Origin of the sequence: Pseudomonas sp. B23(2017) (assembly GCF_002113725.1) — a bacterium.
Taxonomy (GTDB): Bacteria; Pseudomonadota; Gammaproteobacteria; order Pseudomonadales; family Pseudomonadaceae; genus Aquipseudomonas; species Aquipseudomonas putida_Z.
On record NZ_NEJM01000002.1, the window covers coordinates 106,608 to 126,448 of the forward strand.

Here is a 19,841-nt window from a genome sequence, read left to right on the forward strand (position 1 = left end):
GAAATATCGACTACCGGGCTGTCGTTAAAATGCCAATCACTCGCTCGTGGTCTGCGACCTTGGTCGAACCCTGCGCGGCTCGCGTTGTACCCATTCGCATATCGGGCAGCCGTTACCTGCCTTGTATTGCTCCGTACCGATGGAGTTACCTGATGAAGAAGCTCGCACTGCTTGGCGCCCTGGCGCTGTCCGTGTTTTCCCTGGTGTCGCAGGCCGATGAAAAACCGCTGAAAATCGGCATCGAAGCCGCCTACCCACCCTTCGCCTTCAAGCAGCCAGACGGCAGCATTGCCGGTTTTGACTACGACATCGGCAACGCCCTGTGCGAAGAGATGAAAGCCAAGTGCACCTGGGTCGAGCAGGAGTTCGACGGCCTGATCCCGGCGCTGAAAGTGCGCAAGATCGACGCCATCCTGTCGTCCATGTCGATCACCGAAGACCGCAAGAAATCGGTCGACTTCACCAAGCGCTACTACCTGACCCCGGCGCGCCTGGTGATGAAGGAAGGTACCGCCGTCAGCGACAGCCTGGATGAGCTCAAGGGCAAGAAGATTGGTGTGCAGCGCGGCTCGATCCACGACCGCTTCGCCAAGGAAGTACTGGGCGCCAAAGGTGCCACCGTGGTTCCTTACGGCACCCAGAACGAAATCTACCTGGACGTGGCAGCTGGCCGCCTCGATGGCACCGTGGCTGACGCCACCCTGCTGGAAGACGGCTTCCTCAAGACCGACGCCGGCAAGGGCTTCGCCTTCGTAGGCCCGTCCTTCACCGACGCCAAGTACTTCGGTGACGGCATCGGTATTGCCGTGCGCAAGGGTGACAAGGCCAACGTCGACCGCATCAACGCTGCCATCGACGCCATTCGTGCCAACGGCAAGTACAAAGAAATCGAGAAGAAGTACTTCAACTTCGACATCTACGGTCCAGACTCGAACTAAGACGTCGGGTTTCACCTGTGCAATGGTGCAAACAGCAGAGGCTCTGAGGTTTGCACCATTTTTCATTCTCTAGGTCGAGGACCTCATCATGTTGAAAGGCTACGGGGCAGTCATCCTCGACGGGGCGTGGCTGACGCTTCAGCTCGCCCTGTCGTCGATGGCCCTGGCCATCGTGCTCGGCCTGATCGGTGTGGCGCTGCGCTTGTCGCCGGTGCGCTGGCTGGCCTGGCTGGGCGATCTGTATTCCACGGTGATTCGTGGTATTCCGGACCTGGTCCTGATCCTGCTGATCTTCTACGGCGGGCAGGACATCATCAACCGGGTTGCGCCGCTGCTCGGTTATGAAGACTACATCGACCTGAATCCGCTGATCGCGGGTATCGGTACCCTGGGCTTCATCTTTGGTGCCTACCTGTCGGAAACCTTCCGCGGTGCGTTCCTCGGTATTCCGAAAGGCCAGGCCGAAGCGGGCGTGGCGTATGGCATGAGCAACCGCCAGGTGTTCTTCCGCATCCAGGTGCCGCAAATGATTCGCCTGGCGATCCCGGGCTTCACCAACAACTGGCTGGTGCTGACCAAGGCCACCGCGCTGATTTCGGTAGTGGGCCTGCAGGACATGATGTTCAAGGCCAAGCAGGCGGCCGACGCCACCCGCGAGCCTTTCACCTTCTTCCTGGCGGTGGCGGCCCTGTACCTGGTGCTGACCAGCATCTCGCTGCTGGCCCTGAAGTATCTCGAGCGCCGCTACTCGGTTGGCGTCAAGGTGGCTGAACTATGATCTTCGACTACAACGTCGTCTGGGAGGCACTGCCGATGTACTTCGGCGGCCTGCTGACCACCCTCAAGCTGCTGGCGATTTCGCTGTTCTTCGGGCTGCTGGCGGCCATTCCGCTGGGCCTGATGCGGGTGTCCAAGCAGCCAGCGGTCAATCTCGTGGCGTGGCTGTACACCTACGTGATCCGCGGCACGCCGATGCTGGTGCAGCTGTTCCTGATCTACTACGGCCTGGCGCAGTTCGAGGCGGTGCGCGAAAGCTTCCTGTGGCCGCTGCTGTCCAGCGCTACCTTCTGCGCCTGCCTGGCGTTCGGCATCAACACCAGTGCCTACACCGCCGAAATCATCGCCGGCAGCCTCAAGGCTACGCCCCACGGCGAAATCGAGGCGGCCAAGGCCATGGGCATGTCGCGCATGAAGATGTACCGGCGCATCCTGCTGCCGTCGGCCCTGCGCCGGGCGCTGCCGCAGTACAGCAACGAAGTGATCATGATGCTGCAGACCACCAGCCTGGCGTCGATCGTCACCCTGATCGACATCACTGGCGCTGCGCGCACGGTCAATGCCCAGTACTACCTGCCTTTCGAGGCCTATATCACGGCGGGCGTGTTCTATCTGTGCCTGACCTTCATCCTGGTGCGCCTGTTCAAGATGGCCGAACGCCGCTGGCTCGGCTACCTGGCGCCGCGCAAGCACTGACCGCTTTGTGAGAATCGACAGCATGTACAAACTCGAAGTCCAAGACCTGCACAAGCGCTACGGCAGCCATGAAGTGCTCAAGGGCGTGTCCCTGTCGGCCAAGGCAGGCGATGTCATCAGCATCATCGGCTCCAGCGGTTCGGGCAAGTCGACCTTCCTGCGCTGCATCAACCTGCTGGAGCAGCCGCACGCCGGCAAGATCCTGCTCAACAACGAAGAGTTGAAGCTGGTACCGGGCAAGGACGGTGCGCTCAAGGCCGCCGACCCGCGTCAGCTGCAGCGCATGCGCTCGCGCCTGTCGATGGTTTTCCAGCACTTCAACCTGTGGTCGCACATGACCGCGCTGGAAAACATCATCGAAGCGCCGGTGCACGTGCTGGGCGTGAACCGCAAGGAAGCCCTGGAAAAGGCCGAGCACTACCTGGCCAAGGTGGGTGTCGCTCATCGCAAGGACGCCTTCCCGGGGCACATGTCCGGCGGCGAGCAGCAGCGTGTGGCAATTGCCCGGGCGCTGGCCATGGAGCCGGAGGTCATGCTGTTCGACGAGCCGACCTCGGCGCTGGACCCGGAACTGGTGGGCGATGTGCTCAAGGTTATGCAGGCGCTAGCCCAGGAAGGCCGCACCATGGTGGTGGTGACCCACGAAATGGGCTTTGCCCGTGAGGTGTCCAACCAGCTGGTGTTCCTGCACAAGGGCCTGGTGGAAGAAACCGGCTGCCCGCGTGAAGTGCTGGCCAACCCGCAGTCGGAGCGCCTGAAGCAGTTCCTCTCCGGCAGCCTGAAGTAAAAACTGCAATTTTGCACCAGAATAGGGCATGCTGCGCGGCGAGCGCAGCCTGACCCGGCGCACAGACTCGAACGACCTCAGGTTTCGGACCGCACCCTATGACCACCCAGCGAATCGGTTTTCTCATCTGGCCCAGCACCCGGCCCTTGACCCTGGCGCTGGCCGAGGAAGTGTTGCAGGTGGCGCAACGGGTGCACCCGGAGGTGGCCTACGAGCTGGTCTTCCTGCAGGCGGAGCCGGCGCAAGAGGGCAGCTGGCGCCTGCCGGGCGAGCCGTGGAACGGCCGCCTTGAGGGCTGCCAAAAGCTGTTCCTGTTGGCTGACGAGCAGCCGCCGGCGGTGGGGGCTGCGTTGTCGGCGGCGCTCAAGCAACTGGCGCGCAGTGGCTGCATGATCGGCGGCCTGTCGGCTGGGGTCTACCCCTTGGCGATGCTGGGCCTGCTCGACGGTTACCGGGCTGCGGTGCACTGGCGCTGGCAGGATGATTTTGCCGAGCGCTTCCCCAAGGTCATCGCCACCAGCCACCTGTTCGACTGGGACCGCGATCGCCTGACCGCTTGTGGTGGCATGGCCGTGACCGACCTGCTGCTGGCGGTGCTGGCCCGTGACCACGGGGCGGAGCTGGCCGGGGCAGTGTCGGAGGAGCTGGTGGTCGAGCGCATCCGCGAGGGTGGCGAGCGCCAGCGCATTCCGCTGCAGAACCGCCTGGGCTCCAGCCACCCCAAGCTGACCCAGGCGGTGCTGCTGATGGAGGCCAACATCGAAGAGCCGCTGACCACCGACGAAATTGCCCAGCACGTGTGCGTTTCGCGCCGGCAGCTGGAGCGTATCTTCAAGCAGTACCTGAACCGCGTGCCGAGCCAGTACTATCTGGAGCTGCGGCTGAACAAGGCGCGGCAGATGCTGATGCAGACCAGCAAGTCGATCATCCAGATCGGGCTGTCCTGCGGCTTCTCGTCGGGGCCGCATTTTTCCAGTGCCTACCGCAACTTCTTTGGCGCAACGCCGCGGGAGGATCGCAACCAGCGGCGTAGCAGCAGCCCGTTCGAACTGAGCTCGGCGCCTGCCGAAAAAGGCTGATTGCCCTGTAGTCTGTACTGGCCCTATCGCCGGCAAGCCAGCTCCCACAGAATCACCACAGGCCTTGATGGTTACGGGGCACTTGTGGGAGCGGGCGAGCCCGCAAATCGGCCGGTACAGGCAACCACGCTTCTATATGTGTACACCCGTTCACCCAGCCCCCTCTCTCCCGTACACTGCGCGATTGCGACAGTGTTTGTCGCATTGCCGAAAGCCTTGTCAAAACTGGGTTTTGCGCTGTAACAAGTTGTCGCTTGGCCGCAAGGACAGGCGCGGATCAGTCCTTACAATCCCCCCATCGCTCGCCACTTCCAGGCCAGCGTTCCTCTTCAGGAGACTCAGATGTCCGTTGAGCAAGCCCCGGTGCAACGTGCCGATTTCGACCAGGTCATGGTCCCCAACTATTCTCCGGCGGCCTTCATTCCTGTGCGAGGCGAGGGTTCCCGCGTCTGGGACCAGTCGGGTCGCGAATTGATCGACTTTGCCGGTGGCATCGCGGTCAACGCCCTGGGCCACTGCCACCCGGCACTGGTCAAGGCCCTGACCGAGCAGGCCAACACCCTCTGGCACGTATCCAATGTGTTCACCAACGAGCCGGCCCTGCGCCTGGCCCACAAGCTGGTGGACGCCACCTTTGCCGACCGTGCGTTCTTCTGCAACTCCGGCGCCGAGTCCAACGAGGCCGCCTTCAAGCTGGCCCGTCGCGTTGCCCACGACCGCTTCGGCCCGGAAAAGCACGAAATCATCGCCACCGTGAACAGCTTCCACGGCCGTACCCTGTTCACCGTAAGCGTCGGTGGCCAGCCTAAGTACTCCGATGGCTTCGGCCCGAAGATCACCGGCATCAGCCATGTGCCGTACAACGACCTGGAAGCGCTGAAAGCACAGATTTCCGACAAGACCTGCGCCGTGGTGATCGAGCCGATCCAGGGCGAGAGCGGCGTGGTGCCGGCCGACAAGGCCTACCTGGAAGGCGCGCGCAAACTGTGTGACGAACACAACGCCCTGCTGATCTTCGACGAAGTGCAGACCGGCGTTGGCCGTACCGGTTCGCTGTATGCCTACCAGCACTACGGCGTTACCCCGGACATCCTGACCAGCGCCAAGAGCCTGGGCGGCGGTTTCCCGATCGGTGCCATGCTGACCACCACCGAGCTGGCCAAGCACCTGGCCGTCGGCACCCACGGCACCACCTACGGCGGCAACCCGCTGGGCTGCGCCGTCGCCTGCGCGGTGCTGGATGTGGTCAACACCCCGGAAACCCTGGCCGGCATCAAGGCCAAGCACGAGCGCTTCAAGGTCCGCCTGGAGCAGATCGGCCAGAAGTACAACCTGTTCAGCCAGGTGCGTGGCGTTGGCCTGCTGCTGGGCTGTGTGTTGACCGAGGCCTGGAAAGGCAAGGCCAAGGACGTGCTCAACGCCGCCGAGAAAGAAGGCGTGATGGTGCTGCAGGCGGGCCCGGACGTGGTCCGCTTCGCGCCAAGCCTGGTAGTTGAAGACGCCGACATCGACGAAGGCCTGGACCGCTTCGAGCGCGCCGTGGCCACCCTGACCAAGGGCTGATCCGCCTGCGGTTCCTTCGCCGGCGCCCGGTGCAGGCTCAACCCGAGTCTGCACCGCGCCGGTGATACCCGATTCCAGTGCAGGTGCCAGTGCACCTGCCGTTTTTCCGTGCCGCCGTGAGCGGCCCGTATTCCAAAGGAGTGACACCATGCTGGTGATGCGCCCCGCGCAAATGGCTGATCTGAACGAAGTGCAGCGCATGGCTGCAGACAGCCCCATTGGTGTCACCTCGCTGCCGGACGACACCGCTCGCCTGGGCGACAAGATCGCCGCATCCGAGACTTCCTTCGCCGCCGAGGTCAGCTTCAACGGTGAAGAAAGCTACTTCTTCGTGCTCGAGGACAGCGAAACCGGCAAGCTGGCCGGTTGCTCGGCCATCGTCGCTTCGGCCGGCTACTCCGAGCCGTTCTACAGTTTTCGTAACGAGACCTTCGTGCACGCCTCGCGCGAGCTGAAGATCCATAACAAGATCCACGTGCTGTCGCTGTGCCATGATCTGACCGGCAACAGCCTGCTGACCAGCTTCTATGTGCTGCCGGAACTGGTGAACAGTGGCTGGGCCGAGCTCAATTCGCGTGGTCGCCTGCTGTTCATGGCCGCTCACCCGGAGCGGTTCGCCGACTCGGTGGTGACCGAGATCGTCGGCTACAGCGACGAGCAGGGTGAATCGCCGTTCTGGGATGCCATCGGCCGCAACTTCTTCGACCTCAACTATGCCCACGCCGAGCGCCTGTGCGGCCTGAAGAGCCGCACCTTCCTCGCCGAACTGATGCCGCACTACCCGATCTACGTGCCGCTGCTGCCTGACCTGGCGCAGGAAGCCATGGGCCAGGTGCACCCGCGGGCGCAGATTACCTTCGACATCCTCATGCGCGAAGGCTTCGAGACCGAGCACTACATCGACATCTTCGATGGCGGCCCGACCCTGCATGCGCGTACTTCGGGTATCCGCTCGATCGCCCAGAGCCGGGTGGTGCCGGTGAAGCTCGAGGACACCCCGGTCAAGGGCGGGCGCCCGTACCTGGTGTGCAACGGCCAGTTGCAGGACTACCGCGCGGTATTGCTGGACCTGGACTGGGTGCCGGGCAAACCGGTCAGCCTGAGCCCGGCCGCCGCCGAGGCGCTGGGGGTGGGCGAGGGTGCCAGCGTGCGTCTGGTTGCGGTCTGAGGTCTGGCAACAGACGTTTCGGGATTGATGCGTTAGAAGAGTTTCGCGCCGGCCGCCGCCGCCGCAAAAGGAGATAGCATGATCGTTCGTCCTGTACGCAGCAGCGATTTGCCTGCGTTGATCGAATTGGCACGCAGCACCGGTACCACCGGGCTGACCACGCTGCCGGCCAACGAAGAGCGCCTGGGGCATCGCGTTGGCTGGGCGGAGAAGAGCTTCCGCGGCGAAGCCGAGCGTGGCGACACCGACTACCTGTTCGTGCTGGAAAACGACGAAGGCATGGTGGTGGGCATCAGTGCCATCGCCGGTGCCGTCGGCCTGCGCGAACCCTGGTACAACTACCGGGTCGGCCTGACCGTCAGCGCCTCGCAGGAGCTGAAGATCTACCGCGAAATCCCCACCCTGTTCCTGGCCAACGACCTGACCGGCAACTCCGAGCTGTGCTCGCTGTTCCTGCGCAGCGACTACCGCTCCGGCCTCAACGGCCGCTTGCTGTCGCGGGCGCGCATGCTGTTCATCGCCGAGTTCCCCGAGCTGTTCGGCAAGAAGATCATCGCCGAAATGCGCGGCATGTCCGACGAGCAGGGCCGCTCGCCGTTCTGGGAAAGCCTGGGCCGGCACTTCTTCAAGATGGAGTTCAGCCAGGCCGACTACCTCACCGGCGTGGGCAACAAGTCGTTCATTGCCGAACTGATGCCGAAGTTCCCGCTGTACACCTGCTTCCTGTCCGAAGCGGCGCGCAACGTGATCGGCCGCGTGCACAAGGACACCGAGCCGGCGCTGGCCATGCTCAAGCAGGAAGGCTTCAACTACCAGGGCTACGTCGACATCTTCGATGCCGGCCCTGCCATCGAGTGCGACACCTCCAATATCCGCGCCGTGCGCGAGAGCCAGACCCTGGTGCTGGCGGTGGGTACGCCGGGCGATGACGCGACGCCTTACATCATCCACAACCGCAAGCGCGACGACTGCCGCATCACGGCCGCACCTGCGCGGCTGGCTGCCGGTACCCTGGTGGTCGACCCCTTGACCGCCAAGCGCCTGCGCATGGGCGCCGGCGACAACGTGCGCACCGTGCCGCTGTCGGCAAGCCGGGAGGCCCAGTAAATGACCACGCATTACATCGCAGGCAATTGGCAGGTTGGCCAGGGTGAAACCCTGCAGTCGCTCAACCCGGTGACGCAAGCCGTCGTCTGGGAGGGGCAGGGCGCTGACGCCAGCCAGGTGGATGCCGCCGTGCAGGCAGCCCGTCAGGCCTTCCCGGCGTGGGCGCAATTGAGCCTGGAAGCGCGTATCGATTTGCTGGAGAAGTTCGCCACGCAACTGAAAGCGCATGCCGAAGCCATGGCCCAGTGCATCGGTGAGGAAACCGGCAAGCCCCTGTGGGAGTCGGCGACCGAAGTCACCAGCATGATCAACAAGGTAGCGATCTCGGTGCAGAGCTACCGCGAGCGCACCGGCGAAAAGAGCGGCCCGCTGGCCGATGCCACGGCCGTGCTGCGGCACAAGCCCCATGGTGTGGTGGCGGTGTTCGGCCCTTACAACTTCCCCGGCCACCTGCCCAACGGCCATATCGTGCCGGCGCTGCTGGCGGGCAACTGCGTGGTGTTCAAGCCCAGTGAGCTGACGCCCAAGGTCGCCGAGCTGACCGTCAATTGCTGGATTGCCGCCGGGCTGCCGGCGGGTGTGCTCAACCTGGTGCAGGGCGCGCGTGAAACCGGTGTGGCGCTGGCCGCCAACCCGGGTATCGATGGCCTGTTCTTCACCGGCTCCAGCCGCACCGGCAACCTGTTGCACCAGCAGTTCGCCGGCCGCCCGGACAAGATCCTGGCCCTGGAGATGGGCGGCAACAACCCGCTGGTGGTGGACGAGGTCAAGGACCTCGATGCGGCGGTGTACACCATTATCCAGTCGGCGTTCATTTCCGCCGGCCAGCGCTGCACCTGCGCCCGCCGTCTGTTGGTGCCGCAAGGCGCCTGGGGCGATGCGCTGATCGCGCGCCTGGTCGAGGTGAGCAGATCCATCACGGTCGGTGCGTTCGACCAGCAGCCGGCGCCGTTCATGGGCTCGGTGATTTCGCTGCAGGCAGCGCAGGCGCTGATTGCAGCCCAGGCCGAACTGGTCGCCAAGGGCGCCGTGAAGCTGCTGGAAATGACCCAGCCACAGGCCGATGCCGCACTGCTGACCCCGGGCATTGTCGATGTCACCGCAGTGGCCGAGCGCCCGGACGAAGAGTTCTTCGGCCCGCTGCTGCAGGTGATCCGCTATGCCGACTTCGATGCCGCCATCGATGAGGCCAACAACACCCAGTACGGCCTGGCTGCCGGTTTGCTGTCCGACTCCCGCGCCCGTTACCAGTACTTCTGGCTGCGCAGCCGCGCTGGCATCGTCAACTGGAACAAGCAACTCACCGGTGCCGCCAGCAGTGCACCGTTCGGCGGCGTGGGCGCCAGTGGCAACCATCGCGCCAGCGCCTATTACGCGGCGGACTACTGCGCTTACCCCGTGGCTTCGCTGGAGACCGCCAGCCTTGCCTTGCCGGCAACCCTGACGCCGGGCGTCACCCTATAACAACAGGTCACGGAGCCTAGCCGATGAAATCCTATGAAGTGAATTTTGATGGCCTGGTGGGGCCTACCCACAACTATGGCGGCCTGTCCTACGGCAACGTGGCTTCGCAGAGCAACAGCCAGCAGGGTTCCAACCCGCGCGAAGCCGCGCGCCAGGGCCTGGCGAAGATGAAAGCGCTGGCCGACATGGGCTTCAAGCAGGGTGTGCTGGCGCCGCAGGAGCGCCCGGACGTGGCCGCACTGCGCCGCCTGGGCTTCAGCGGCAGCGATGCCGAAGTGATCCAGCGCGCCGCCAAGGAGGCCATGCCATTGCTGGTGGCCAGCTGCTCGGCCTCGAGCATGTGGGTGGCCAACGCCGCCACGGTCAGCCCCAGTGCCGACACTGCCGATGGCCGCGTGCACTTCACTGCTGCCAACCTCAACTGCAAGTACCACCGCAGTATCGAGCACCCGACCACCAGCCGAGTGCTGGGTGCCATGTTCAGCAACGACAAGCACTTTGCCCACCACGAGGCACTGCCTGCCGTGGCGCAGTTCGGTGACGAGGGGGCGGCCAACCACACGCGCTTCTGCCGTGCATATGGCGAGGCCGGCGTGGAGTTCTTCGTCTACGGCCGCAGCGCCTTCGACAGCCGCTACCCGGCGCCGCAGAAGTACCCGGCCCGGCAAACCCTGGAAGCCTCCCAGGCTGTGGCCCGGCTGCATGGCCTGAGCGATGACGGCGTGGTCTACGCTCAACAGAACCCGGCCGTGATCGACCAGGGCGTGTTCCATAACGATGTAATTGCGGTGGGTAACGGCGAGGTGCTGTTCTATCACGAGGACGCTTTCCTCGACACCGACGCGGTACTTGGCCAGCTGCGAGCTAAACTGGCCAGCAAGGGTGGCAACTTCCAGGCCATCTGCGTGCCGCGGGCAGCGGTGACGGTGGAGGACGCGGTGCGTTCCTACCTGTTCAACAGCCAGCTGCTCAGCCGCGACGACGGCTCCATGCTGTTGGTGGTGCCGGAAGAGTGCCGCAACAACGAGCGGGTCTGGGCCTACCTGGGCCAGTTGACCAGCCAGGGCGGCGCGGTGAAAGAGGTCAAGGTGTTCGACCTCAAGCAGAGTATGCAGAACGGCGGTGGGCCGGCTTGCCTGCGTTTGCGCGTGGCGTTGAAGGAAACGGAACTGGCAGCGGTCAACCAAGGCGTTATCATGACCGCCTCGCTGTACGACACCCTGCTACTGTGGGTCGACAAGCATTACCGCGATCGCCTTGGCGAGGCGGACCTGGCCGACCCGCAGTTGCTGGTGGAATGCCGTACGGCACTGGACGAATTGACCCAGATCCTGAAGTTGGGCTCGGTGTATCCGTTCCAACGCCAACCTTGAAGAGAGACTTTGCAATGACCGACGCCCTGCGCCTTATCCTGGAAGATGAAGACGGCACCCAGCTGGAAACTTCCTGCACCCGCTTTGCCGTGGTCTGGCAAGGCAAGGAAGTGTGGATTCAGCAGGATGGTCGTGGCCAGCTGCTGATCGGCGTGGATGTCGAGGAAGACGACACCGAGTACGCCAACCTGCTGCTGCGCCCGATGGCCACCAACCTGGTCAGCCTGCAGCTGGAAATGGAACCGGCGGAGGTCGGCGAAGACGACGATCACGTCCATGGCCCCGACTGCGGCCACCACCACTAAGGAAGTACCTATGCTCGCCCTTGGCAAATTGCTTGAGCTGACCCTCACCGATCACGAACCGGCCGAGAAGACCCAAGTGACACCCAAGGGCGCGCGTTTGCGTTGGCTGGGGGAGGGCGCGCTCGAAGTGCGCCCGGCCGAAAGCGAGGATTGCGGGCTGGACTTGCTGTTGTCCGCCGGCATCCACGGCAACGAAACGGCACCGATCGAGTTGCTCGAGCGGCTGCTGCATGGCGTGGCCAACGGCAAGATCAAACCCAAGGCCCGGGTGCTGTTCCTGTTCGGCAACCCGGCAGCGATCCGCAAGGGCGAGCGCTTCATCGAGCAGGACATCAACCGCCTGTTCAACGGCCGCCACGAGCTTTCCAGTGGCTTCGAGGCATTGCGTGCCGCCGAGCTGGAACAGTTCGCCCGGGTGTTCTTCAGCAAGCCGGGGCGCAGCCGCCTGCACTACGACCTGCATACCGCCATCCGCGGCTCGAAGATCGAGCAGTTCGCCTTGTACCCTTATAAAGAGGGGCGCAAGCATTCCCGTCGCGAGCTGGCGCGCCTGGCGGCGGCGGGCATGGAGGCGGTGTTGCTGCAGAGCAAGTCTTCCATCACCTTCAGCGCCTTCACCTACGAGCAGCTGGAGGCCGAAGCCTTCACCCTGGAGCTGGGCAAGGCCCGCCCGTTCGGTCAGAACGAGCTGGTCAACCTCGACAAGCTGGAAGCGAGGCTGATCCACATCATCGAAGACACCGAGCCACAGGGCGAAGGCTCTCTGGATGGCCTGCAGCTGTTCAGCGTGTCCCGCGAGATCATCAAGCACAGCGACAGCTTCCACCTGCACCTGCCGGCGGACATCGAGAATTTCTCTGAGCTGAGCAAAGGTTACCTGCTGGCCGAAGACCTGGCTGAGACGCGCTGGGTAGTCGAGGAGGAGGGCGCGCGCATCATCTTCCCCAACCCCAAGGTCAAGAATGGCCTCAGGGCGGGGATTCTGATCGTTCCTGACTCCGGCCAGCGACTAGGCTGAGCTGGCCCCGATACACTGGGCTCACGGCTGTGTGCGCAGCTCCAGTTGCAGCGCCTGGCGCAGCCCGTTTTCAGTGAAGGCGGGTGGGTTGGTGTTCAGGGCGGTGCTGCCGCCGAATGTGAACCTGCAATCGGTGGGTAAGCCGATGCTCTGCAGCAGCAGGTTGTCCACCGGATAAGCGCCGTTTTTGCCTTGAACCTCGGTCTGGCCCGGAAAGACTGTGCCTGACATCGAGTTCCAGCCTTGGCAAAGGCAGCGGTAAAGGTCGAGTAGTGGCAGTTGCGCAGCGGTCGACCAGCCTGGGTTGTATGCCAGGGTGCCGCCGCTGTAGCCCCAGCTACTCTGGTTTTCGTCGATGATGAAGTGGCCTTCGTCTTCATCTTCTTCGTGGTCGCTGGGTGTATAGGTCGTGAATTGGTGTCTGGATGCTTCGATCACGCTGATTGGTGTCCCGGACTGCCCGGCCTTTTTATCCAGGGCCGCCAGTAGCGCCTGGCCGCAGGGTAGTTTGCGCAGCAGCTCCAGCGCATCCTGTGCTGCTTGCCTGAACGGGTCGCTACCCGTCACTCGCACGCCGATATTGCCCAGGGCCTGATGTTCGACCGTCACGGGCCGGGCCAGTCGTGCATCGTTTTCGGTATCGCGGTAGAGCCCGACCCTGGAGGATTCGCGGCCAAGCAGGCGGTGCCCCGTGACGTTGACAACCGCGTCGCCCTTGTCGATGAGTACCGGGCCGCTACCGACCACAATCTGGTGCGTGCCGGTATGGGCGTCGATGTGGACGATACCTGCGCCGGTGTCGATCCTGTTGCCGCTCCCTATCATGTCGATCAGCAACGTCTTCTTCACCTCCGGGGCGATGACGACGTGGTGATTGCCATCGGTGAGGCGAATGGCGATGGCTTGGGCGGTATGCGCGGCGACCATGAATACCGCATCGTTGATGGTCACTTCCAGCAGGCATTCGCGAGGGGCGATACGTACGCGCTTTTGCTGCTCATCCGCACGCAGCGCACGCGGGGCCACGTTGAAGACCAGCAGCTCGCTGTTCTGGGTGTTGCGGCGATAGCGTCGCCCCAACGGGTAAGTGTGTTCCAGGGTGATTCGCACGTTGGGGTCAGCCTGGATGTACTTGACCTCGGTCTGCTGCTGGGGGGTGTCTTCATTGGGAAAGGCGGTCTGGGCGTAACCAGGTTCGCGAGCATCTATGTAGTAGATCGGGTTCGGATTGGCCAGGGTAGCCTCGTGAGGCAGTGGGTGTGGATCCGAGTGGAGTTTGGACAGGTTCAGCTCAGGCATGGAGTGCTCCGGCAGCGAGGGTGGGCCAGCAGGATCCCGTTCCACTGCGCGGGTCAGGTGTTGCTTATGTACCGCATGGGTGGGCCTGCAGGTCTGCTTTTCCGCCCTGGCCGTGCTCATGAACGGCTTTTCATCCGCCGATTGCTGTTCTGGTGTACAAACACACTGTATCTCCCGTTCAGGCTGGCTATAATGGCGCCCTTTGCCGTCGTTTCGTCGATTCGACGTATTAGCCCAAACGGCCGCCGTTTCCGTGGAAGAACCTATGAAAAGCGCAGAAATCCGTGAAGCCTTCCTTCGCTTCTTCGAAGAGCAGGGACATACCCGAGTCGCCTCCAGTTCGCTGATCCCGAACAACGACCCGACCCTGCTGTTCACCAATGCCGGCATGAACCAGTTCAAGGACTGCTTCCTCGGTGCGGAGAAGCGTGCCTACACGCGTGCCGTCAGCAGCCAGAAGTGCGTGCGCGCCGGTGGCAAGCACAACGACCTGGAAAACGTCGGTTACACCGCGCGTCACCACACTTTCTTCGAAATGCTGGGCAACTTCAGCTTCGGTGACTATTTCAAGCGCGATGCGATCACCTTCGCCTGGACCTTCCTGACTTCGGAAAAATGGCTGAACCTGCCCAAGGAAAAGCTCTGGGTCACCGTCTACGCCACTGACGACGAAGCCTACGATATCTGGACCAAGGAAGTCGGCGTGCCGGCCGAGCGCATGGTGCGCATCGGCGACAACAAGGGCGCCCCGTACGCCTCCGACAACTTCTGGACCATGGGCGACACCGGCCCGTGCGGCCCATGCACCGAGATATTCTACGACCACGGCCCGGACATCTGGGGCGGCCCACCCGGCTCGCCTGAAGAAGACGGCGACCGCTACATCGAGATCTGGAACAACGTCTTCATGCAGTTCAACCGCACCGCCGACGGCGTGCTGCACCCGCTGCCAGCGCCGTCGGTGGACACCGGCATGGGCCTGGAGCGCGTCAGCGCCGTGCTGCAGCACGTGCACTCGAACTACGAGATCGACCTGTTCCAGAACCTGCTGTCGGCCGCGGCCAAGGCCATCGGTTGCGGCAATGAGGGCCAGGCCTCGCTGAAAGTGGTCGCCGACCACATCCGTTCGTGCGGCTTCCTGATCGCCGACGGCGTGCTGCCGTCCAACGAAGGCCGTGGCTACGTGCTGCGCCGCATCATTCGTCGTGCCTGCCGCCACGGTAACAAGCTGGGCGCCAAAGGCAGCTTCTTCTACCAGATCGTCGCCGCGCTGGTCGCCGAAATGGGCGAGGCCTTCCCGGAACTGAACAGCCAGCAGGCGCACATCGAACGCGTGCTCAAGGCTGAAGAAGAACAGTTCGCCAAGACCCTGGAGCAGGGCCTGCGCATCCTCGAGCAGGACCTGGCCCAGCTGAAGGGCGAGGTGGTGCCGGGCGATGTGGTGTTCAAGCTGTACGACACCTACGGCTTCCCGATGGACCTGACCGCCGACATCGCCCGCGAGCGCGAGCTGACCATCGACGAAGCCGGCTTCGAGCGCGAGATGGACGCCCAGCGTGAGCGCGCCCGTTCCGCCAGCGCCTTCGGCATGGACTACAACAGCCTGGTCAAGGTCGACAGCGCCACCGAGTTCCTCGGCTACGAGGCCACCGAAGGCCAGGGCAAGATCATCGCCCTGTACAAGGACGGCCAGGCCGTCGACCAGCTGGGTGAAGGCGAGCAGGGCGTGGTCGTGCTCGACCGCACGCCGTTCTACGCCGAATCCGGTGGCCAGGTGGGTGACACCGGCTACCTGCAGGCTGGCGCTGCGCGCTTCGACGTGCGCGACACCACCAAGACCGGTGGTGCTTTCCTGCACCACGGCGTGGTTGCCAGCGGTGCGCTGGTGATCGGTTCGCCGGTCCAGGCCAAGGTCGATGCCGACGTGCAGCACGCCACCTCGCTGAACCACTCCGCCACCCACCTGCTGCACGAAGCGCTGCGCCAGGTACTGGGCGAGCACGTGCAGCAGAAAGGCTCGCTGGTCGACAGCCAGCGCCTGCGTTTCGACTTCAGCCACTTCGAGGCGGTGAAACCAGAGCAGATCAAGGCCCTGGAAGACATCGTCAACCGCGAAGTGCGCAAGAACACTGCGGTGGAAACCGAACTGACCGACATCGAAACCGCCAAGGCCAAGGGTGCCATGGCGCTGTTCGGCGAGAAGTACGGCGACACCGTGCGTGTGCTGAGCATGGGCGGCGATTTCTCGGTGGAGCTGTGCGGCGGTATCCACGCCAAGCGCACCGGTGACATCAGCCTGTTCAAGATCATCAGCGAAGGCGGCGTGGCCTCTGGCGTGCGCCGTATCGAAGCGGTCACCGGCGCTGCTGCGCTGGCCTACCTGAACGCTGCCGAAGAGCAGGTCAAGGAAGCCGCGCAGCTGGTGAAGGGTAACCGCGACAACCTGATCGACAAGCTGTCGGCTGTGCTCGAGCGCAACCGCCAGCTGGAGAAGCAGCTGGAACAGCTGCAGGCCAAGGCCGCCAGCGCCGCCGGGGATGATCTCTCCAACGCGGCCGTTGAGGTCAAGGGCGCCAAGGTGCTCGCCGCCCGCCTGGATGGGCAGGACGGCAAGGCCCTGCTGGCGCTGGTCGATCAGCTGAAGAACAAGCTCGGCCACGCAGTGATCCTGCTGGGCAGCGAGCATGAGGGCAAGGTCGTGCTGGTGGCCGGCGTGACCAAGGACCTCTCCAGCCAACTCAAGGCTGGCGATCTGATGAAACAAGCCGCTGCGGCGGTGGGTGGCAAGGGCGGTGGCCGTCCGGACATGGCCCAGGGTGGCGGCGTCGACGTCGCTGCACTGGACCAGGCCCTGGCGCTGGCCGTGCCATTCGCAGAGCAGGGACTTTGAGATGAGGGGGCCGGCGGTCTAGTGGCCTGTACGGCTAATTCTTGCGCTCAAATTCGAGTGCCAGGGTTTGCCGCGCAAGGCGCCGCGACGAGTCGTAGCCGGGCTACGGCGAGGAGTGGCAACGCAGCGAGGCGAATCCTGGTGCCGAATTTGGGTGCAAGAATTAGCCACACAGGCCACTCCCATCCGGCCTCTTCATGTTGGATTGTTTTTTGGGGCCCTGTATGGGCTGAGGCACCATTGAAATGGCGTTGATCGTACAGAAATTTGGCGGCACCTCTGTCGGTTCCATCGAGCGGATCGAGCAGGTAGCCGATAAGGTCAAGAAACACCGTGAGGCGGGCGACGACCTGGTGGTTGTGTTGTCGGCCATGAGCGGTGAAACCAATCGCCTGATCGACCTGGCCAAGCAGATCACCGATCAGCCGGTTCCGCGTGAACTGGATGTGATCGTGTCGACCGGTGAGCAGGTCACCATTGCCTTGCTGACCATGGCCTTGATCAAGCGTGGTGTGCCAGCGGTGTCCTACACCGGCAACCAGGTGCGCATTCTCACCGACAGCGCGCACAACAAGGCGCGCATCCTGCAGATCGACGACCAGAAGATTCGTGCCGACCTCAAGGAAGGCCGCGTGGTCGTGGTAGCGGGCTTCCAGGGCGTCGACGAGCACGGCAGCATCACCACCCTGGGCCGTGGTGGCTCCGACACCACGGGCGTGGCCCTGGCGGCTGCGCTGAAGGCTGACGAGTGCCAGATCTACACCGACGTCGATGGCGTCTACACCACCGACCCGCGCGTTGTGCCACAGGCCCAGCGCCTGGAGAAGATCACCTTCGAAGAGATGCTGGAAATGGCCAGCCTCGGTTCCAAGGTGCTGCAGATCCGTTCGGTGGAGTTCGCCGGCAAGTACAACGTTCCGCTGCGCGTGCTGCACAGCTTCAAGGAGGGTCCGGGTACCCTCATTACCATTGATGAAGAGGAATCCATGGAACAGCCGATCATTTCCGGTATCGCCTTCAACCGTGATGAAGCCAAGCTGACCATTCGCGGCGTGCCGGACACCCCGGGCGTGGCCTTCAAGATCCTCGGCCCGATCAGCGCCTCGAACATCGAGGTCGACATGATCGTGCAGAACGTTGCCCACGATAACACCACCGACTTCACCTTCACCGTACACCGCAACGAGTACGAGAAGGCGCAGAGCGTGCTGGAAAACACTGCCCGCGAAATCGGTGCCCGTGAAGTGATCGGCGACACCAAGATCGCCAAGGTCTCGATCGTCGGCGTCGGCATGCGTTCGCACGCCGGTGTTGCCAGCCGCATGTTCGAAGCGCTGGCCAAGGAGAGCATCAACATCCAGATGATCTCCACCTCCGAGATCAAGGTTTCGGTCGTGATCGAAGAGAAGTACCTGGAGCTGGCCGTACGCGCGCTGCACACCGCGTTCGAGCTCGACGCTCCGGCACGACAGAGCGAGTAATACGCTGCCTGGAAGGGCGCGGCTTGCCGCGCCCTTCGCGTTTCTGCTCGCCACACAGGCCTGTCCTGCCCTGTGTGGCGAGTAACCGGGCCCTGGTCGTCGTCCACGACCAGGCCGCGACACCCAAGACTGTTACCCCTGAATGTTTTGCGTAAGGAGAAAGCTATGTTGATTCTGACTCGTCGGTGCGCCGAGAGCCTGATCATTGGAGACGGCGAGATCACCGTGACGGTGCTCGGCGTCAAAGGCAACCAGGTGCGTATTGGCGTCAGCGCCCCGAAAGAAGTGGCTGTGCACCGCGAGGAAATCTACCTGCGGATCAAGAAAGAGAAGGACGAGGAGCCAAGCCTTTAATTTTTTTGAAGTTTTTTTCAAAAAAAGGGTTGCAAACGAGGAAGAGCCTGTTTAATATTCGCCTCGTGTTGCGGTGAGGTGGCCGAGTGGCCGAAGGCGCTCCCCTGCTAAGGGAGTATACCTCATAAGGGTATCGGGGGTTCGAATCCCCCCTTCACCGCCATTATTCGCTTAGGGCGCTGTAAACAGTAAGAACGCTAAGTAGTTGATTTTAAACGAAAAAGTTCTTGCAAAAATGTTTCAGCGACCTATAATGCGCGGCAAGACACGGACTCATAGCTCAGCTGGATAGAGTACTCGGCTACGAACCGAGCGGTCGGAGGTTCGAATCCTCCTGAGTCCGCCACTTTTGAAGTGGCTTTGTTTGCAAGGCTGCTTCAAACAACCAGTGGTAATCTGGTCTAAAACTACCATCGCGGACTCATAGCTCAGCTGGATAGAGTACTCGGCTACGAACCGAGCGGTCGCAGGTTCGAATCCTGCTGAGTCCGCCACTTTTTGAAGTGGCTCTGCTTGCAAAGGCACTTCAACCAACCAGTGGTAACCTGGTCTAAAAAATACCACCACGGACTCATAGCTCAGCTGGATAGAGTACTCGGCTACGAACCGAGCGGTCGGAGGTTCGAATCCTCCTGAGTCCGCCACACCAAATCAAAAAGCCCGCTCATTTGAGCGGGCTTTTTGTTTTTCTGTGCCAATGAATTGTTGGTGATGTCGATCTAAGCTCTTCTGTAGATTGAGCGTGTGCCTTTGGGGTCGCTGCGCAACCCTTTCGCGACACAAGGCCGCTCCTACAGAAGTACGCGATCCCTTGTAGGAGCGGCCTTGTGTCGCGATGGGCTGCAAAGCAGCCCCAAGATCGATCAGGCACCGCATGCACATCCGGGCACACAACAAATGTGGCGCCACACCAAATCAAGAAGCCCGCTCAATTGAGCGGGCTTTTTGTTTTTCTGTGCCAATGAATTGTTGGTGATGTCGATCTAAGCTCTTCTGTAGATTGAGCGTGTGCCTTTAGGGCCGCTGCGCGACCCTTTCGCGACACAAGGCCGCTCCTACAGAAGTACGCGATCCCTTGTAGGAGCGGCCTTGTGTCGCGATGGGCTGCAAAGCAGCCCCAGGATCGATCAGGCACCGCATGCACATCCGGGCACACAACAAATGTGGCGCCACACCAAATCAAGAAGCCCGCTCAATTGAGCGGGCTTTTTGTTTTTCTGCGCCAATGAATTGTTGGTGATGTCGATCTAAGCTCTTCTGTAGATTGAGCGTGTGCCTTTAGGGCCGCTGCGCGACCCTTTCGCGACACAAGGCCGCTCCTACAGAAGTACGCGATCCCTTGTAGGAGCGGCCTTGTGTCGCGATGGGCTGCAAAGCAGCCCCAGGATCGATCAGGCACCGCATACACATCCAGGCACACAACAAATGTAACTTGACCGCCAGACCCACCGTCGCACTGATAGCTTCGAGCGTTGTCCCAGCTTTATCACGCAAACGATTGTTCTGGCCAAAATTTTAAGCGATCTGACAGCTTTAGCAGTG

16 protein-coding genes and 4 tRNA genes are annotated in these 19,841 nt (G+C 62.6%); 19 read left to right on the forward strand and 1 reads right to left on the reverse strand.

Annotated features, from left to right (window positions below; translation table 11 throughout):
• The first annotated feature begins 152 nt into the window (after positions 1-152).
• The 12 genes from CAG46_RS03795 (at position 153) to astE (ending at position 12,275) form a co-directional block, all read left to right on the forward strand.
• A complete protein-coding gene (locus CAG46_RS03795) occupies positions 153-938 on the forward strand; it encodes an ABC transporter substrate-binding protein (RefSeq protein ID WP_075045965.1) in 786 nt (261 codons plus the stop codon).
• 88 nt (positions 939-1,026) lie between these two features.
• On the forward strand, positions 1,027-1,716 hold the full coding sequence (locus CAG46_RS03800; protein WP_003260113.1) for an ABC transporter permease: 690 nt from the start codon (positions 1,027-1,029) through the stop codon (positions 1,714-1,716).
• The gene (locus tag CAG46_RS03805) at positions 1,713-2,411 is read left to right on the forward strand and encodes an ABC transporter permease (protein ID WP_003260115.1); all 699 of its coding nucleotides are present in this window, start codon (positions 1,713-1,715) and stop codon (positions 2,409-2,411) included. Before CAG46_RS03800 ends, CAG46_RS03805 begins: the two co-directional genes overlap by 4 nt.
• 22 nt (positions 2,412-2,433) lie before the next feature.
• The gene (locus tag CAG46_RS03810) at positions 2,434-3,198 is read left to right on the forward strand and encodes an ABC transporter ATP-binding protein (RefSeq protein WP_025340127.1); all 765 of its coding nucleotides are present in this window, start codon (positions 2,434-2,436) and stop codon (positions 3,196-3,198) included.
• A 98-nt stretch (positions 3,199-3,296) separates the two neighbouring features.
• On the forward strand, positions 3,297-4,277 hold the full coding sequence (argR, locus tag CAG46_RS03815; protein WP_075045964.1) for a transcriptional regulator ArgR: 981 nt from the start codon (positions 3,297-3,299) through the stop codon (positions 4,275-4,277).
• 342 nt (positions 4,278-4,619) lie between these two features.
• Entirely contained in the window at positions 4,620-5,840 is a 1,221-nt protein-coding gene (locus CAG46_RS03820; RefSeq protein WP_013973653.1) for an aspartate aminotransferase family protein, read from the forward strand.
• A 148-nt stretch (positions 5,841-5,988) separates the two neighbouring features.
• Positions 5,989-7,008: an arginine/ornithine succinyltransferase subunit alpha gene (gene aruF, locus CAG46_RS03825; protein ID WP_075045963.1), complete on the forward strand. Its 1,020-nt coding sequence runs from the start codon at positions 5,989-5,991 to the stop codon at positions 7,006-7,008.
• 78 nt (positions 7,009-7,086) lie between these two features.
• Positions 7,087-8,115 (forward strand): arginine N-succinyltransferase, encoded by a 1,029-nt coding sequence (astA, locus tag CAG46_RS03830; protein ID WP_085614563.1) that lies wholly within the window; start codon positions 7,087-7,089, stop codon positions 8,113-8,115.
• Positions 8,116-9,579 (forward strand): succinylglutamate-semialdehyde dehydrogenase, encoded by a 1,464-nt coding sequence (astD, locus tag CAG46_RS03835; protein ID WP_085614562.1) that lies wholly within the window; start codon positions 8,116-8,118, stop codon positions 9,577-9,579. It begins immediately after the preceding gene.
• Positions 9,580-9,602: 23 nt separating this feature from the next.
• Positions 9,603-10,952 carry an N-succinylarginine dihydrolase gene (gene astB, locus CAG46_RS03840; protein WP_085614561.1) on the forward strand — a complete coding sequence of 450 codons (1,350 nt, stop codon included), beginning with the start codon at positions 9,603-9,605 and terminating at the stop codon, positions 10,950-10,952.
• 14 nt (positions 10,953-10,966) lie between these two features.
• On the forward strand, positions 10,967-11,257 hold the full coding sequence (locus CAG46_RS03845; RefSeq protein ID WP_003256592.1) for a topoisomerase II: 291 nt from the start codon (positions 10,967-10,969) through the stop codon (positions 11,255-11,257).
• A gap of 10 nt (positions 11,258-11,267) precedes the next feature.
• Positions 11,268-12,275, forward strand: coding sequence for a succinylglutamate desuccinylase (gene astE / locus CAG46_RS03850; protein WP_085614560.1), 1,008 nt, complete (start codon positions 11,268-11,270; stop codon positions 12,273-12,275).
• A gap of 21 nt (positions 12,276-12,296) precedes the next feature.
• Here the strand turns inward: astE and CAG46_RS03855 are convergent, their stop codons facing one another.
• Positions 12,297-13,574 carry a M91 family zinc metallopeptidase gene (locus tag CAG46_RS03855; RefSeq protein ID WP_085614559.1) on the reverse strand — a complete coding sequence of 426 codons (1,278 nt, stop codon included), beginning with the start codon at positions 13,572-13,574 and terminating at the stop codon, positions 12,297-12,299.
• A gap of 265 nt (positions 13,575-13,839) precedes the next feature.
• On the opposite strand from CAG46_RS03855, the gene alaS reads away from it, so the two are divergent.
• The 7 genes from alaS (at position 13,840) to CAG46_RS03890 (ending at position 18,943) form a co-directional block, all read left to right on the forward strand.
• Positions 13,840-16,464 (forward strand): alanine--tRNA ligase, encoded by a 2,625-nt coding sequence (alaS, locus tag CAG46_RS03860; protein WP_025340119.1) that lies wholly within the window; start codon positions 13,840-13,842, stop codon positions 16,462-16,464.
• Between the two features lie 245 nt (positions 16,465-16,709).
• Positions 16,710-17,945, forward strand: coding sequence for an aspartate kinase (locus tag CAG46_RS03865; protein WP_013973645.1), 1,236 nt, complete (start codon positions 16,710-16,712; stop codon positions 17,943-17,945).
• A 165-nt stretch (positions 17,946-18,110) separates the two neighbouring features.
• The gene (gene csrA / locus CAG46_RS03870) at positions 18,111-18,299 is read left to right on the forward strand and encodes a carbon storage regulator CsrA (protein ID WP_003254503.1); all 189 of its coding nucleotides are present in this window, start codon (positions 18,111-18,113) and stop codon (positions 18,297-18,299) included.
• Positions 18,300-18,371: 72 nt separating this feature from the next.
• Positions 18,372-18,462, forward strand: a tRNA-Ser gene (locus CAG46_RS03875).
• A 106-nt stretch (positions 18,463-18,568) separates the two neighbouring features.
• Positions 18,569-18,645: transfer RNA gene (locus CAG46_RS03880), tRNA-Arg, on the forward strand.
• Between the two features lie 71 nt (positions 18,646-18,716).
• Positions 18,717-18,793, forward strand: a tRNA-Arg gene (locus CAG46_RS03885).
• Positions 18,794-18,866: 73 nt separating this feature from the next.
• Positions 18,867-18,943: transfer RNA gene (locus tag CAG46_RS03890), tRNA-Arg, on the forward strand.
• Positions 18,944-19,841: the final 898 nt, after the last annotated feature.

Bases quoted from the DNA above. Each gene is read 5' to 3' on its own strand.
- CAG46_RS03795 (WP_075045965.1), top strand. From the start codon at position 153: ATGAAGAAGCTCGCACTGCTTGGCGCCCTGGCGCTGTCCGTGTTTTCC.
- CAG46_RS03800 (WP_003260113.1), top strand. From the start codon at position 1,027: ATGTTGAAAGGCTACGGGGCAGTCATCCTCGACGGGGCGTGGCTGACG.
- CAG46_RS03805 (WP_003260115.1), top strand. From the start codon at position 1,713: ATGATCTTCGACTACAACGTCGTCTGGGAGGCACTGCCGATGTACTTC.
- CAG46_RS03810 (WP_025340127.1), top strand. From the start codon at position 2,434: ATGTACAAACTCGAAGTCCAAGACCTGCACAAGCGCTACGGCAGCCAT.
- argR (WP_075045964.1), top strand. From the start codon at position 3,297: ATGACCACCCAGCGAATCGGTTTTCTCATCTGGCCCAGCACCCGGCCC.
- CAG46_RS03820 (WP_013973653.1), top strand. From the start codon at position 4,620: ATGTCCGTTGAGCAAGCCCCGGTGCAACGTGCCGATTTCGACCAGGTC.
- aruF (WP_075045963.1), top strand. From the start codon at position 5,989: ATGCTGGTGATGCGCCCCGCGCAAATGGCTGATCTGAACGAAGTGCAG.
- astA (WP_085614563.1), top strand. From the start codon at position 7,087: ATGATCGTTCGTCCTGTACGCAGCAGCGATTTGCCTGCGTTGATCGAA.
- astD (WP_085614562.1), top strand. From the start codon at position 8,116: ATGACCACGCATTACATCGCAGGCAATTGGCAGGTTGGCCAGGGTGAA.
- astB (WP_085614561.1), top strand. From the start codon at position 9,603: ATGAAATCCTATGAAGTGAATTTTGATGGCCTGGTGGGGCCTACCCAC.
- CAG46_RS03845 (WP_003256592.1), top strand. From the start codon at position 10,967: ATGACCGACGCCCTGCGCCTTATCCTGGAAGATGAAGACGGCACCCAG.
- astE (WP_085614560.1), top strand. From the start codon at position 11,268: ATGCTCGCCCTTGGCAAATTGCTTGAGCTGACCCTCACCGATCACGAA.
- CAG46_RS03855 (WP_085614559.1), bottom strand. From the start codon at position 13,574: ATGCCTGAGCTGAACCTGTCCAAACTCCACTCGGATCCACACCCACTG.
- alaS (WP_025340119.1), top strand. From the start codon at position 13,840: ATGAAAAGCGCAGAAATCCGTGAAGCCTTCCTTCGCTTCTTCGAAGAG.
- CAG46_RS03865 (WP_013973645.1), top strand. From the start codon at position 16,710: ATGGCGTTGATCGTACAGAAATTTGGCGGCACCTCTGTCGGTTCCATC.
- csrA (WP_003254503.1), top strand. From the start codon at position 18,111: ATGTTGATTCTGACTCGTCGGTGCGCCGAGAGCCTGATCATTGGAGAC.